This is a genomic window from Streptomyces sp. NPDC006314 (assembly GCF_040613075.1).
In the GTDB taxonomy this organism is placed as follows: Bacteria; Actinomycetota; Actinomycetes; order Streptomycetales; family Streptomycetaceae; genus Streptomyces.
Map to the genome: position 1 here is coordinate 39,725 of NZ_JBEXRL010000017.1, position 14,283 is coordinate 54,007.

13 protein-coding genes and 1 pseudogene are annotated in these 14,283 nt (G+C 73.7%); 8 read left to right on the forward strand and 6 right to left on the reverse strand.

What is annotated here, in order from left to right; translation table 11 throughout:
• Positions 1–431: 431 nt before the first annotated feature.
• A complete protein-coding gene (locus tag ABZ079_RS27100) occupies positions 432–1,121 on the reverse strand; it encodes a nucleoside/nucleotide kinase family protein (RefSeq protein WP_356942056.1) in 690 nt (229 codons plus the stop codon).
• Positions 1,122–1,328: 207 nt separating this feature from the next.
• On the opposite strand from ABZ079_RS27100, the gene ABZ079_RS27105 reads away from it, so the two are divergent.
• A complete protein-coding gene (locus tag ABZ079_RS27105) occupies positions 1,329–2,069 on the forward strand; it encodes a beta-phosphoglucomutase family hydrolase (protein WP_356942057.1) in 741 nt (246 codons plus the stop codon).
• On the forward strand, positions 2,066–4,408 hold the full coding sequence (locus ABZ079_RS27110) for a glycosyl hydrolase family 65 protein (RefSeq protein ID WP_356942058.1): 2,343 nt from the start codon (positions 2,066–2,068) through the stop codon (positions 4,406–4,408). The genes ABZ079_RS27105 and ABZ079_RS27110 overlap by 4 nt, the downstream gene beginning before the upstream one ends.
• 270 nt (positions 4,409–4,678) lie before the next feature.
• On the opposite strand, the gene ABZ079_RS27115 is transcribed toward ABZ079_RS27110, so the two are convergent.
• The 3 genes from ABZ079_RS27115 to ABZ079_RS27125 are packed head-to-tail and all read right to left on the reverse strand — an operon-like array spanning position 4,679 to position 5,633.
• Positions 4,679–4,882, reverse strand: a complete 204-nt coding sequence (locus ABZ079_RS27115) for a hypothetical protein (RefSeq protein WP_356942059.1) — start codon at positions 4,880–4,882, stop codon at positions 4,679–4,681.
• A gap of 56 nt (positions 4,883–4,938) precedes the next feature.
• Positions 4,939–5,253 carry a hypothetical protein gene (locus ABZ079_RS27120; RefSeq protein WP_356942060.1) on the reverse strand — a complete coding sequence of 105 codons (315 nt, stop codon included), beginning with the start codon at positions 5,251–5,253 and terminating at the stop codon, positions 4,939–4,941.
• Positions 5,250–5,633: a BlaI/MecI/CopY family transcriptional regulator gene (locus ABZ079_RS27125; RefSeq protein WP_356942061.1), complete on the reverse strand. Its 384-nt coding sequence runs from the start codon at positions 5,631–5,633 to the stop codon at positions 5,250–5,252. Before ABZ079_RS27125 ends, ABZ079_RS27120 begins: the two co-directional genes overlap by 4 nt.
• A gap of 186 nt (positions 5,634–5,819) precedes the next feature.
• Between ABZ079_RS27125 and ABZ079_RS27130 the strand changes: the two genes are divergently transcribed.
• The 4 genes and pseudogenes from ABZ079_RS27130 to ABZ079_RS27145 all read left to right on the forward strand — a co-directional run bounded on the left by ABZ079_RS27130 (position 5,820) and on the right by ABZ079_RS27145 (position 9,984).
• The gene (locus ABZ079_RS27130) at positions 5,820–7,334 is read left to right on the forward strand and encodes a hypothetical protein (protein ID WP_356942062.1); all 1,515 of its coding nucleotides are present in this window, start codon (positions 5,820–5,822) and stop codon (positions 7,332–7,334) included.
• A pseudogene (locus ABZ079_RS27135) lies at positions 7,331–8,279 on the forward strand (lysylphosphatidylglycerol synthase domain-containing protein). Before ABZ079_RS27130 ends, ABZ079_RS27135 begins: the two are co-directional and overlap by 4 nt.
• Before the next feature lie 195 nt (positions 8,280–8,474).
• Positions 8,475–9,095, forward strand: a complete 621-nt coding sequence (locus ABZ079_RS27140) for a hypothetical protein (RefSeq protein ID WP_356942063.1) — start codon at positions 8,475–8,477, stop codon at positions 9,093–9,095.
• A 412-nt stretch (positions 9,096–9,507) separates the two neighbouring features.
• The gene (locus ABZ079_RS27145; RefSeq protein ID WP_356942064.1) at positions 9,508–9,984 is read left to right on the forward strand and encodes a DUF5709 domain-containing protein; all 477 of its coding nucleotides are present in this window, start codon (positions 9,508–9,510) and stop codon (positions 9,982–9,984) included.
• Positions 9,985–10,208: 224 nt separating this feature from the next.
• Here the strand turns inward: ABZ079_RS27145 and ABZ079_RS27150 are convergent, their stop codons facing one another.
• Complete coding sequence (locus tag ABZ079_RS27150) at positions 10,209–10,415, reverse strand: hypothetical protein (protein WP_356942065.1); 207 nt, start codon at positions 10,413–10,415, stop codon at positions 10,209–10,211.
• 197 nt (positions 10,416–10,612) lie between these two features.
• Here ABZ079_RS27150 and ABZ079_RS27155 point away from each other — a divergent pair, with 197 nt between their 5' ends.
• Positions 10,613–12,451: a glycoside hydrolase family 15 protein gene (locus ABZ079_RS27155; protein ID WP_356942066.1), complete on the forward strand. Its 1,839-nt coding sequence runs from the start codon at positions 10,613–10,615 to the stop codon at positions 12,449–12,451.
• A 201-nt stretch (positions 12,452–12,652) separates the two neighbouring features.
• Positions 12,653–12,889, forward strand: a complete 237-nt coding sequence (locus tag ABZ079_RS27160; RefSeq protein WP_356942067.1) for a hypothetical protein — start codon at positions 12,653–12,655, stop codon at positions 12,887–12,889.
• Positions 12,890–12,902: 13 nt separating this feature from the next.
• On the opposite strand, the gene ABZ079_RS27165 is transcribed toward ABZ079_RS27160, so the two are convergent.
• Positions 12,903–14,222, reverse strand: coding sequence for a hypothetical protein (locus tag ABZ079_RS27165; RefSeq protein ID WP_356942068.1), 1,320 nt, complete (start codon positions 14,220–14,222; stop codon positions 12,903–12,905).
• Positions 14,223–14,283 lie beyond the last annotated feature (61 nt).

Below are 14,283 nucleotides of genomic sequence, written 5' to 3' on the forward strand. Positions count from 1 at the left end.
GAACCGGCCGCGCGGCCGGGACACGTCGGGAACCGGCAGCGTGCTGCCCGCGGCGGGCGGTGGCTCGGTGCCCGGCCGCAGCACACCACGGCCGAGGCGCCCGGCACGGCCACGCGCCCGACCGTCAGCGGCGCCTTGCCGCCGGCACACGGGTGCCCTCCGGCATGCCCGCGTCATGGGGGTACGCGCCGAGCACCCGCAGCCGCCCGGCCATCGGCAGCCTGCCACCGGCGAGCCGCAGGCCGCCGTGGCCGGGGCGTCCTCGCAGCCGGGCACACCCAGCCTCGCGCCGGCTCCGCGTCCCGGTCGTAGGACGGCGGACAGGCCGCCTCGTCCAGCGCCTCCTGGCACTCGGCCGCGGGTGTCTCCTCCAGCCGCTCCCGGTCGAGCGCGAGTACCGTGCCGTCCAACACCGTGGAAGAGCAGCCCAGTCAGTCGTGCCCGTGCCCGGTCGGCGGGATGTCCGGCACGGCGTACGGCGACGGCAGCGCGTCGGCCGGCACCACCAGGTCCGCCCGCTCCCGTGTCGTCGCGACCAGGTCGGCGTTGCGCTGGTCGGTGCCCAGCACCCAGCCCACGGCGGTCTCGTGTTCCTTGCCGAACTCCTCGTGCCGGGCCACCAGTCGGCGGATCCGCTCGTCTTCGGCGACCTCGCAGAACCACACCTCGTCCAGGCACGGCCGCACCCGCACCCACCAACCCTCTTGAAGCAGCAGGTAGTTGCCCTCCGTCACCACCAGGCGCGCGGCCGGCGGCACCGGGATCGAGCCCGCGATCGGCTGCTCCAGCACCCGCTCGAACCCGGGCGCGTACACCACCTCGCCGGTGTCCTCGCGCAGCCGTCGCAGCAGCGCCGCGTATCCGGCCGCGTCGAAGGTGTCCGGCGCGCCCTTGCGGTCCCGGCGGCCCAGCCGGTCCAGCTCGGCATCGGCCAGATGGAAGCCGTCCATGGGCACATGCGCCACCCACGGCGGACCGTCGCCGTTGAGGGCACGCACCAGATGCTCGGCGAGCGTCGTCTTGCCCGCACCGGGGCTGCCCGCGACACCGAGGACGGCCCGCCGGCCGTCCCGGGTGAGCGCACGGGCACGGGTGAGGAGATCGTCGAAGGTCAGCGGCACAGGAGAAAGTGTGGCACCGATGAGTTCCGGCGGGCCGCGGAGCCCCCTGCCGGGGCTATGCGGCGAGAACGGCCGCCGGGGGGATCGCCCATGAGCCCCACTCGTTCCCCCACGACAAAACCCCGCACGGAAGGCTTTGCCGAGAAGTACGCACGGTGTGGTGTGCGCCACCCACTGGAGCGCGTCTCACGGGGAACAGTCCTGGGTATGACTCAGCTCGGTCTGCCCGACGGAATCCAGGCCTGCCTCTTCGATCTCGACGGGGTCGTCACCAAGACGGCCGTCGTGCACGCGGCCGCCTGGAAGGAGACCTTCGACGCGTTCCTGCGCGACTACGAGGGCGAGCAAGGGCGGCCGTTCGACGCGGGCGCCGACTACGACGAGTACGTCGACGGACGCCCCCGCGCCGACGGCGTCCGCGCCTTCCTCGACTCGCGCGGCATCCACCTGCCGGAAGGCACCCCCGGCGACCCACCCGACGCCCGCACCGTGCACGGCCTCGGCAACCGCAAGAACGACCTGCTCCTGGCGAGGATCCGCACCGGCGGAGTCGAGGCCTACGAGGGCACCCTGCGCTATCTGGAGGCGGTCCGCGCCGCGGGGCTGCGCACGGCGATCGTCTCCTCCAGTGCCAACTGCCGGGACGTGCTGAGCTCCGTCGGCGCCGAGCACTTCTTCGACGTCCGCATCGACGGCGTGGTCGCCGCCGAGCGGAACCTGCCCGGCAAACCGCACCCCGACACCTTCCTCGCCGCCGCCCGGGACCTCGGCGTCGAGGCGTCCCGGGCGGCCGTGTTCGAGGACGCGCTGGCCGGCATGGACGCGGGCCGCGCGGGCGGCTTCGGTTATGTCGTCGGCGTGGACCGAGTGGGACAGACCGACGCCCTGTACGCCCACGGCGCGAACACCGTCGTGAAGGACCTCGCCGAGCTGGGAGGCGAGCAGTGATCGCCGAGCGGTCGTACGCCGTGGAACCGTGGGCCGTACGGGAGACGGCCCTCGACCTGGACGTCCTCGCCCAGAGCGAGTCGGTGTTCGCCCTGTCCAACGGCCATGTCGGCTGGCGCGGCAACCTCGACGAGGGTGAACCGCACGGCCTGCCCGGCAGCTACCTCAACGGCGTGCACGAGGTGCACCCGCTGCCGTACGCGGAGGCCGGTTACGGTTACCCGGAATCGGGTCAGACGGTCATCAACGTCACCAACGGCAAGGTCCTGAGGCTGCTCGTGGACGACGAGCCGTTCGACCTGCGCTACGGCCGGCTCGTCGCCCACGAGCGGGTGCTGGACCTGCGCCGCGGGGTGCTGGAGCGGACCTGCGAGTGGACCTCGCCGGCCGGATCGACGGTCCGGGTGCGCTCGACCCGGCTGGTGTCGCTGACCCAGCGGGCGGTGGGCGCGGTGGCGTACGAGGTGGAGGCCGTCGGCAGCCGCAGCCGCGTGGTGATCCAGTCGGAACTGGTCGCCAACGAGAGCCTGCCCGAGTCCAACGGCGACCCCCGCGCGGCGATCGCGCTGAAGTCGCCCCTGGAGGAGGAGGACCACTTCGCCTCCGGCAACCGGTTGCGGCTGGTGCACCGCACCCGGCGCAGTGGCCTCAGGGTGGCCGTCGCCGCCGACCATGTCGTCACCGGCCCGGAGCGCACCACCACCCGCAGCGAGAGCGGTATCGACGTGGCCCGGCTGACCGTGACCTCCGTGCTGGAGCCGGGCCAGAAACTCAGGGTGGAGAAACTGGTCGCCCACGGCTGGTCCGGCGCCCGCTCGCTGCCCGCGATGGCCGACCAGGTAGACGCCGCGCTCGCGGCCGCCGCACACGACGGTTGGCAGGGCCTGCTGGCGGACCAGCGGGCCTGCCTCGACGACTTCTGGGCCCGCGCGGATGTCGAGGTGGAGGGCGACGAGGAGATCCAGCAGGCCGTCCGGTTCGCCCTCTTCCACGTCCTGCAGGCCGGGGCCCGCGCCGAAGGACGCGCCATCCCCGCCAAGGGGCTCACCGGCTCCGGGTACGACGGGCACGCCTTCTGGGACACCGAGATGTTCGTGCTGCCCGTGCTCACCCACACCGCGCCCGCGGCCGTCGCCGAGGCGCTGCGCTGGCGGTACAACACCCTGGACGAGGCCCGGGAACGCGCGTCCCAACTCGGGCTCGACGGGGCCTCGTTCCCCTGGCGGACCATCGCCGGCTCGGAGGGATCGGCGTACTGGCCGGCCGGCACCGCCGCCTTCCATGTGAACGCCGACATCGCCGACGCCGTCGTCCGGTACGTCGGGGCCACCGGCGACACCGCCTTCGAACGCGAGGTCGGCGTGGAACTGCTGGTGGAGACGGCCCGGCTGTGGCGGTCGCTCGGTCACCACGACAGCCACGGCGTCTTCCACCTCGACGGCGTCACCGGGCCCGACGAGTACAGCGCGGTCGCCGACGACAACACCTACACGAACCTCATGGCCCGGCAGAATCTGCTCGCCGCGGCCGACGCCGTCGAACGCCACCCGCGCGAGGCGGAGCGGCTCGGCGTGGACGAGGAGGAGAGCGCGGCCTGGCGGGACGCCGCCGAGGCGATGTACGTCCCGTACAACGACGAACTCGGCGTCCACGAACAGCACGCCGGATTCACCCGCTACCAGCGCTGGGACTTCGCCGGCACCCGTCCCGACCAGTACCCGCTGCTGCTGCACTTCCCCTACTTCGACCTCTACCGCAAACAGGTCGTCAAGCAGGCCGACCTGGTACTGGCCATGTACACGTGCGGTGACCACTTCGACGAGGAGCAGATCGCCCGGAACTTCGCCTACTACGAGCCGCTGACCGTACGCGACTCCTCCCTGTCCGCCTGCTGCCAGGCCGTCATCGCCGCCCAGGCGGGCCATCTGGGGCTCGCCCACGCCTACACGACCGAGGCCGCGCTGATGGACCTGCACGACCTGGAGCACAACACCCGGGACGGGCTGCACATCGCCTCGCTGGCCGGTACCTGGATGGCGCTGGTGGCGGGCTTCGGCGGCATGCGCCGCGACGGCGACCGGCTGCGCTTCGCGCCCCGCCTGCCCGAGCGGCTGAGCCGCCTCGCCTTCCACGTCCAGTTCCGCGGGCGCCGGCTGCGCGTGGACATCGGCGCCGACAAGGCCACGTACGCCCTGCTGGAAGGCCCGCCGCTGACCCTGCACCACCACGGTGAGCCGCTGACGGTGAGCACCGACGAACCCGCCGTGCGGCCCGTACCGGCGATCGTCCGCCGGCCCGCCCCCGAGCAGCCGCCGCACCGCGCGCCGAACGGCGGCTGAGCGCCACCGCGGCGCGAGGAACACCGCGACGCCGGTCCCGCAGCCCTCGGGTCGTGCCGGTCGAGCCGGCGGTGGGAGGCAGGCTCGGGGGCCTTGGGCCCGGTGCCGGGTCAGGAGCCAGGCCCGGCCGTCGGGCGCGCCGGCCGGGGCCGGCCCGCGCGCTTCGGGGCGGACCCCCGACTCGTCGATCTCGACGTCCGGTGGGAAGCGACGTACGGACGGTGAAGTGACCCCGCTCCGGTCCCCGGCCACCGCCGACGGAAAGTGACGTCAGTTCAGCCCACCGGACAGCAGTCCCGCCAGGTCACCGGCCGGGTCGGCGGTGAGCAGCACCAGGGTGAGCCCGTCGGTGGGTGCGAGGGCCCGTCCGTGCGTGAGGAGCACGCGTCGCTCGGCGGGTTCGAGCGCGCCCAGCATCGCCGAGGTGACCAGGATCCGGCCCGGACGGTCCGGGACCGCGAACGCCCGCGGCACCTCGCAAGAGGCGACGATCAACCCGGTGCCGGCCGGCTGCCCCGCGCACAGCCACCTCAGCGCCCGCCGCGCACGGCAGGGCGCACCCGCAGGGCGGCGACCACCGGCGCCGGGCATGCGGCGGGCCCGAGCACCTCCGGCACCGGGTCGGTCAGCGCGCCCGTGTCCTTCCGCGTCCCGCGGACCGGCGGCGCGTCCCCGGTCAACGCGGCGGCCGCCAGGAAGAGCGATGAGGCGTGGCCGCTGCCGTCGGCCCGGCGGCCGAGGCCCGCACGCGCGCGGCGAGCGCCGGAGCGGCCCGCCGGGCGAACACGGGACCGAGCCGGCAGCAGCAGCGACGACACCGGCGGGGTCTGCCCGTCGACCCTCACGCGCCGCCCTCGGCGAGCAGCTCGCGCAGCGCCCGCCCCTCCTCGGCACTCAGCCCGGTCACGAACTGCTGGAGCGCGGCGATGGGGTCCGGCCCCCGGTCCAGGGCCTCGTGCATCGCCGCGGCGGTCAGCTCGGCCGCGTTCTTGGCCGGCCGGTACGCGCCGCGCCGCCCGCCGGCGTCCCGCAGCACCAGCCCTTTGTCGTACAGGCGTTTGAGGATCGTGTGAACCGTGTTGTACGCGAGTCCGCCACCGATTCCGGTCTGGATCTCCGCCGGGGTCAGCGGCCGCTCGGTGGCCCACAGGGCGGCCAGCACCTCGCTCTCCAGCTTCCCGGCGCCGCGCCGCGCCGCGCCGCCGCGGGACCCTGTGCCAGCCATGCGCCAACCTTACAGCGCGTAGGGCCGTCGGCCGGATGGCCTACCCGACCGGCGGGCGTCTCAGATCTTGGTTAGTTTGGCGGTGTTTTCACCGGGTTGTGCGCCGTTGTCCTCCAGGTTCCGACCATGGTTCTGCCGGGTGGAGGGTGACAGTGGCCCTCAGGCTGTAGGGGTAGAGGGGTGATCATGGCCGGCAGCGCGCACGCCACACTCGGCGGTATCCGGCGCGAGCGCTCACGGCGCCCGTCCGACCGCACCGGGGGCCTGCGGACCGAAGCGCCGCTCGCGGCCGTCGCGGCGGCCTTCACCTTGGCCCAACTCCTCCTCGTCCGGCCAGGCATGGGCCTCGGCTGGGACGAGACGGTGTACGTCAGCCAGGTCAGCGCGCACGCGCCCGCCGCCTTCTTCAGTGCACCCCGCTCCCGGGGTGTCTCGCTACTGGTCGCGCCCATCGCCTCCTGGTCGTCCTCGACGGCTCTGCTGCGGATCTACCTCGCGTGCCTCTCCGGCCTCGCCCTGTACCTGGCCCTGCGCGCCTGGCGCGGCTTGTTCCCGGTCCGGGTACTCGCCCTGGCCGGCGCCCTCTTCGCGTCCCTGTGGGTGACGCTGTTCTACGGCCCGCAGGCCATGCCCAACTACTGGGTGGCCGTGGGCGCCCTGGCCGCCGTGGCCTGCTTCCTGCGCGCCGGCGCCGACCGTGCCGGTCCTGTCGCCCGCGCCGGCCGTGCCGACCGCGGTGCCCTGTGGGGCCTTGCGGCGAGCGCGGCACTGATGGCGTGGATGCGGCCCATGGACGCCGTCTGGGCCGTCCTGCCGCTTCTCGCCCTCGGTCTGCTGCGCGGCCGCCGGCGGGCGTTGTGCGTACTGCTCGCCGGGCTCGCGGCCGGGGCCGTCGAATGGGTGATCGAGGCGTACGTGGGTTACGGCGGCCTCGCGCGCCGCCTGTCCGACGGCTCGGCGATCCAGGGCGGTATCGGCTGGCACCTCGCCGTCGCGGACCAGCTGCGCAGTCTCGACGGGCGGACACTGTGCCGGCCGTGCACCGGAGCGCTGCCGAACCCGGTGCTCATCGTCTGGTGGTGCGTGCTGCCCCTGCTCGCCGTGCTCGCGTCGGCCGCCGCCCTCCGCGCCCGGCGTACGGCGGCCACGGCGCTGCCGCTCGTCTGCGCGGCGACGGCCGCCTTCCCGTACCTGTTCCTGATCGGGTACGCGGCGCCCCGCTTCCTGCTGCCCGCCTACGCCCTGCTGGCCGTTCCGGCCGCCCAGGCGCTGATGACGCTGCCGGACCTCCCGCGCCCGAGCCGGCGCCCCGTGGTCGTCACACTGGTCTGCCTGGGCCTCGCCGCCCACCTCGCCGTACAACTGGCCGTCCTCGTGCGCACGGTGAACGGCACCACCGCCTCCCACCGCGCCTGGTCGCGCACCGCGGCCGCCCTGCACCGCCTGGGCGTCCGCCCGCCGTGTCTGCTCACCGGCCATGAGGCCATTCCGGTGGCCTTCTACACCGGCTGCTCCTCGGCCGCGACGAGCGGGCACAACGCCAACACCACCGAGGACGGCATCGCCCGGACCGCCCGGCGGATCCCGGCGGCCGTACTCGTGCCGGCGGGTGCCCGGCCACCCGGATACGCCCGCGACTGGGCGTCCGCACCCCTCGGCGAAGTGCGGCTGTACTACGTCGTACCGGAGGCCGGCTCATGACATCCGCGGCGGAACTCACCGGCTCCCCCGGCCGACGGCGGGCCTACTGGCATACCGGGGTCTGCCTCGCCGTACTCGTCGGCGCGCTGTACCTGGCCCGCCGGTACTGGCCCGCCGTCGAGAGCGGGGCCGTACGGCTGGCGGTCGCCGACCCGGGCTGGCTGCTGGCCGGCGCCACGGCGGCCGTAGAGGACCTGGGCGGCCTCCGCACTCGCCCAGCAGGGTGCCGTCTTGCGGCGGTTGCCCGGGCCCCGGCTGGTCGCCGCGCAGTTCGCCGCCTCCGCCGCCAACCACGTCCTGCCCGCGGGGCTCGGCGCGGGCGCGGTGAACCTGCGGTTCCTGATGCGCTGCGGGCTGCCGGCCGGGCGCTCGGCCAGTGCGCTCGCCGTCAAGGCCACCGCGGGTGCCGCCGTCCGCCTGGCACTGATCGCGCTGCTCGCCCCGGCCTGCCCGGGGCTGCTGCGCCTGCCGCGCGCCTCCCCGGCGGTGTTCGCCGCCGTCCTGGGCCTCGGCGTACTCGTGGCGGTCCTGCCGGTCACCCGCCTGTGGCCGCGCTGCCGACGGGCGCTCACGGCCGTCCTGGCCGACATCCGCGCGCTGCACGCCTGCCCCGCCCGCGCGGCGGCCCTGTGGGGCGGCTCCCTGGCCTTCGCCGCACTGCACGCGCTGGTCCTGATCGCCGTCACCCAGTCCGTCGCACTGCCGCTCGCCCCGCCCCAGGTGGCCCTGCTGTACCTCGCCGCGAGCAGCGCCGCCGCCCTGCTGCCCACCCCGGGGGGTCTCGGTTCGCTGGACGCCGCGCTCGCCCTCGCCCTCACCGTGTCCGGCACTCCCGGGGCTGCCGCCGCGTCCGCCGTGCTCGGCTACCGGCTGCTGACCGTGTGGCTGCCCCTGCTCCCCGGTCTGCTGGTGCTCGGCGTGCTGGTGCGGCGCAAGATTCTGTGAGGGCCCGGGAGTCTCCACCACGCCCGCTCCAGACAGGAGTCGGGTACAGGCCTGCCGGGCGAAGGCCTTCTTCAGGCCGGGGGCGTCGTCCCGCACCGAGTTCCTGACCGGGCACCGGCCCCGGCTCCTGCCCACCGCGCCCCGGTTCCCGGCCGCCGCCCGGAGGGCACCCGACCGGTCCCGCACGGCACCACCGTGCTCGTCCTGACCTACCGCGACGGCGAGCTGATCCCGGGCGACCGCCGGGCCATGATGGGCGACCTCATCGCCCGGCGCGACCTGGAGACGGGGTACCCCGCCGACGGCCACGAGAGCATCCCGACAACCCTGGGCGCCGACGCGACCCGCCTCGCCGCCGTGATCAGGCAGATCCTCGCCCAGGCCCTGCAGGGTGTCGCCGTCTTCCCGCTGCTCGTCGGCTGCGACCTCACCGCGTCCGGGAGCGGACGCGGCCGGATCCTCAGCTTCGACGCGGCCGGCGGACGGGACGAGAAGCGGCGCTCCCACGCCGAGGACTCCGGCTCGCCCCCCGTAGGCCCGGGCCCGGCGAAGAAGCAGTTCCGGCCGGGTCTTGACCGCCGTACGTTCCCGTCGTCTCCGTCGTCACCGAGGACGGATTCGAGCGGCCGCCGGAGACGGAGACGGAACTCAGCCGCGAGACGGTCCGGCAGCGCACCGGCCGCCCGGACGGCCGCAGGCGACGCCCTGACCGTGCACGGCCGGCTTCCCCTCGGCTTTCCCTCCCCATGGGGTAGCCCTGCCGCGGCCTTTACTGCACGAGAGTTGCTTGAGCAGGGGGACGGCGTAAGGCTGTAGCCCCACAGCCCCTCAGCCACACCCGCATCACCGAGGGAACCACCTCCCGATGACGGCCGCCCCTGATTCCACTCCGTCCCTCCCCGCTCATGCCGAGGCCACCCTCGGCATGGCACCGCGTCCACGGCTCCATGACGCGGCAGGAGTGGAATCAGGGCCGGCGGGACGGCCCGCTGCGTCCTCGCCCCGCACATCCTCGGCTGGAGCACGCACCGTCTTCGCCCGCGCCCTGCCGCTCTCCCTCGGCATGAAGACCCTGGCCGACCGGTCCGCGACAACACCTCGCGGGAGAAGCCGACGGCGGGCCCGGCCGGACGGTCCGCCGACTGACCTGCCCGGGCGCCGACGGGGTTAATGATCCGCCTGTGGGAAACGCGGACCTGGACCGCCCGTGAGACAGAAGGAGGCGACGATGAGCGACCAGCCGTCCGAGCAGACCCCGATGGCGGACGACGCCTACCAGCCCACCGGTACCAACGAGGAACAGGAGGACGCGGGCCCCCTGGACCTGCAGGACGCGGTCGGCGAGCGCACCTACGACGACATGCTCGACGAGGGCTACTCCCCGCCCGAGCGGCCGCTGGGCGTCACCAGGCACGGCACCACCGCCGCCGAGCAGCACGAGGGGGAGACGCTGGACGAGCGGCTCCGCCAGGAGGAGCCGGACGTGGACGCACCGGCCGGTGACGAGATCGGTGACCTGCCCGGCGGCGAGGGCGAGCCGGTCGACCCCGAGGCGGGCGCCTCCCGCGCGGGCCGCCTGGTCGCGCCGGACGAGGGCGCCCACACGAACACCGTCAAGGAGGAGGTGGCCGTGGACGTCGGCATCGACGGGGGAGCGGCGGGGGCGGAGGAGGCGGCGATGCATGTGGTGGAGGAGGAGATCTGATCCCGTCGGCCCGGGGGGAGTGGTCCCACCCGGGGGCGCGGGCAGCCGCCCCGCCAGCCACCGACCGCGCCCGGCACCGCCCGCGGCGCCGCCGCACCGGTCGAGCCGGTCGCCCCGGCCACCGGCGTCGATACGCCCGGCCCGGGGCCACAGCCATGACACCGGCCGGGCGCGCGCTCGCCCGGCCGGTCTCCCCGTTCGTTCCCTGAGTTCCCCGGACCGCCCTAGGGCAGCAGCTTCTCGATGGCCGCCAGACCCTCCGTCTCCAGCTTGCGACGCGCCCAGTCGAGCGTCTTCGGGGTGACGTCCCTGCCCGCAGCCATCACGAGGTCCTCGGGGGTGACATCCCTCGAGGGAGCGGAGTGGAGCAGGGCGTCCGGGGTGCAGTGGTCGTCGGACGACCGGGACTCTTCGGGTGTGGATGTCGACATGATGCCTCCTCCTCGGTCCGGATGACCGCATCCGTGCCGGTGCCTCCGAATGGGGCACCCTCTCACCATTGCCCGCCTCGGCACACCCTGCATCCGGAAGCGCCGCTCGAGCGGGGTGTGGAGCGCCTGCCCACGCCAGACGAGAGCACTCGCTCCTAAGCTGGAAAACACCCGCACCACGTACCGGGAGGCCGTCGATGGCCGAGTCGCCGTTTCCCCAGAACCTGCCCCGCAGCCCCCGCTACCTGCCGATCGCCGAGCACGGACTCATCGGCGACCTGCGCACTGTGGCACTGGTCGGCAGCAACGGCACGATCGACTGGTACTGCTGCCCGGCCTTCGACTCCCCGAGCGTCTTCGCCGCCATTCTGGACGCCGAGCGCGGCGGCCGCTTCGAGCTGGCCGCCGCCGTACCGGCGCGCACCAAGCAGTTCTACTTCCCCGACACCAATGTGCTGATCACCCGCTTCTTCACCGAGGACGGTGTCGGGGAGGTGCAGGACTTCATGCCGGTCGCCGGTGAGACCCCCGCCGAAGTGATCCGGCACCGGCTGATCCGGCGCGTGGTGTGCGTACGCGGCACCGTCCCCTTCCGCGTGCGGGTCGCCCCACGCTTCGACTACGGCGCCGCCCCGCACACCCTGCGCACCCTGGACGGGATGGTCCTGTTCGAGTCGCCCCACCGGTCGCTGGCGCTCACCTCGACCGTGGCCCTGGAGTGCGACGGCCTCGACGCACGCGCCGACTTCAAGCTCGGCGAGGGCGAGTCGGCGGTGTTCGCCCTCGACCAGGTCGACGGCGAGGTGGCCCCGCGCGGCTGCGCCCACGCCGAGGCCGAGCACCAGTTCAACGCCACGGTCGTCTACTGGCGGCGCTGGCTGCGCCAGTCCCGCTATCGGGGCCGCTGGCGGGAGATGGTGCACCGCTCCGCGCTCACCCTCAAGCTCCTCACCTACGCCCCCACCGGCGCCATCATCGCCGCCCCCACCACCAGCCTGCCCGAGCAGATCGGCGGCGAGCGCAACTGGGACTACCGGTACGTGTGGGTGCGCGACGCCGCCTTCGCGGTCTACGCGCTGCTACGGCTCGGCTTCAGCGGTGAGGCCGAGGCGTTCATGCGGTTCCTGACCACGCACATCAGCCCCGGTTGCGGTGACGGCTCCGGTCCGCTGCAGATCATGTACGGCATCGACGGCCGCGCCGAGCTGCCCGAGCGCGAGCTGCCGCACCTGGAGGGCCACCAGGGCTCCGCCCCGGTCCGGGTCGGGAACGCCGCCGTCGGCCAGCTCCAGCTGGACATCTACGGCGCCCTGATCGACTCCATCTACCTCTACGACAAGTGGGCGCAGCCCATCTCCAGCGGCCAGTGGGACGATGTGTGCCGGCTGGTCGACTGGGTGTGCGACCACTGGGACCAGCCCGACGAGGGCGTGTGGGAGACCCGCGGCGGCCGGAAGACCTTCCTCTACTCGCGTCTGATGTGCTGGGTCGCCATCGAGCGCGCCATCCGCCTGGCCACCCACCGCGGACTGCCCGCCGACCATCGCCGCTGGCGGCAGGCCCGTGACACCATCTACCGGCGGATCATGGCCCGCGGCTGGTCCGAGCGCCGGGGCGCCTTCGTGCAGTACGAGGGCGGCGACGTCCTCGACGCGTCGCTGCTGATGATGCCGCTCGCCAAGTTCATCGCCCCCACCGACCCCAAGTGGTTGTCCACCCTGGACGCCCTCACCGAGGACCTGGTCTCCGACTCCCTCGTCTACCGCTACGACCCGCAGGCCAGCCCTGACGGACTGCGCGGAGACGAGGGCACGTTCTCCATCTGCTCGTTCTGGTACGTCGAGGCACTGGTCCGGGCCGGCCGGCTCGACGAGGCCCGGCTGGCCTTCGAGAAGATGCTCACCTACGCCAACCATCTCGGCCTGTACGCCGAGGAGATCGGCCGTACCGGCGAGCAACAGGGCAATTTCCCGCAGGCGTTCACCCATCTGTCCCTGATCAGTGCCGCGTTCAACCTGGACCGCGCCCTCGGGTGAACCGCCCCGGGCGTCCCGCCCCCGGCCCCCGAGGCCCGGGACCGGTACGGCCCACGACGCCCGATTCGGCGCGGTCGTCGACCAAGAGGACCGAAGTGGGCGAACCTGATGCCATCGGGCGGTGTGTCCGCAGACCGCCCGGGTACCCGGGATGTCCGAAAGCGGAATCGACACAGGGTCGACAGAAGGAGGAGACCCCGGATGACCAGCACCAGCGAGACCGGCGACCTCACCGGCACCCGCGACAAGGACTACAACCTGATCTGGTACGTCGAGGCGTGCCTCAGCAACGCCCTGCGCCTGGAGCAGTACATCCAGGACGCCGAGCGCGACAAGGACAACGAGGTCGTGGACCTGTTCCGCAAGGCCCAGGCCGACAGCCGCAAGGGCGCCGAACTGGGCAAGCAGCTGCTGCGCTCGCGGCTGAACGGCGGCTGACCGCCGCCCTCGCTCAGGCGAACCGGGAACTCGGGACCGGCCCGGCGGACCGGACACGCGCCCGGTCGCCGCGCAGCCATGTGCTCCTGGCGGCCGTGGCGAACGCGGCGAACTCCGCGTCGGTGTCCTCCGGGCCCTCGCCGTCCCCGGGATCCGCCGCCGGGTCGGCACCCACGATCCCGGCGGCGATCTCCGCCGCCGTACGACCGTCCGCCGGGCCGCGCTCGACGCCACCGTCCGCGCCTTGGCGGAGCTGCTCGCCCCAGGGCGCCACGATCGACTGATGCAGCAGGCCGACGCTGTCCGCGGTGATCGCGGGCGGGTCCGTCCAGCAGCTCACATGCGCGTGCAGCACCTCTCCCGGGGCGCGCTCGAAGAGGTTCCCGATGAGGTCGGGGCCACCGTCGTGCTCCGCGAGGCCGTCGAGGTCGTACACGACCACCACGGTATCCGTCCGGCCGGGCTCGAACGGCTCGGCCGGCAGGCCGAGAACCTCCGCCGCGGCCAGGCCGAGGATCGTCGAGTCCCGGTCCGGCAGCAGGGACACCGAACGCGGCCGTGTCTCCGTGGCGTCCAGCAGCGTCCGCAGCCGCAGCAGGGCGCGCAGGCACTGGGCGGGGCTGTCCTGCAGCCAGGCGTAACGCCCGTTCATGCCCGAGGCGAAGCCGAACGGGGACAGCGTGCCGAGAACGGTGCCGCTGATCACGTACTGCCAGCCGCGCAGATCGGTCGGGTCGAGCGAGCTCACCCGCTCGGCGCCGGCCGCCCGGGCGAGCATGCGGTTCTGCCGTTCCCGAGCGGGCCGCCACACGTCGTCCTCCGGGTCGCCCAGTAGCGCGTGCTGACGCCGCGCCAGCTCGAGATCACCCGCCATGACGGCGTTGAACACCAGCAGATAGCGGTCCGGCCAGTCCTTGAACGTGTCCTCATGGCGGGCGAGTTCGGTCACCGCCTCGCGGTGCCGGCCCTCGGCCTCGTAGGCGGACACCAGCTCCCGCAGCACGACGAGCGAGCCCTCGCTGCGGCGCAGCGCCTCGCGGAGCGCGGGCACCGCGAGGTAGGGCACACCGCGTTCGACGCACGCGTACCCGAAGCCGTAGAGCGCTTGGGCGCGTTCGGGGTCGGCGGCCAGCGCGGCCGCGGCCTCGGCGAGGTCGTCGAAGCCCGCCGAGCCGGCGGCCCGCCGCACCACGAGCGCGACCTCTGCGAGCGGCTGCTCCTCGCCCGCCACCCGCAACTGCCGCAGCGCGCCGGGCACATTCCCGGAGTCCAGGGATTCCCACGCCTTGAGGAGTTCGGCGGACCTGGGGCGGCGATTTCTGCGCGAGAACATGCCGGAGATCATCACCCGCTGCCTGTCGTGTCCTCAACACATTTGTGCCCAGGGGAGGCGG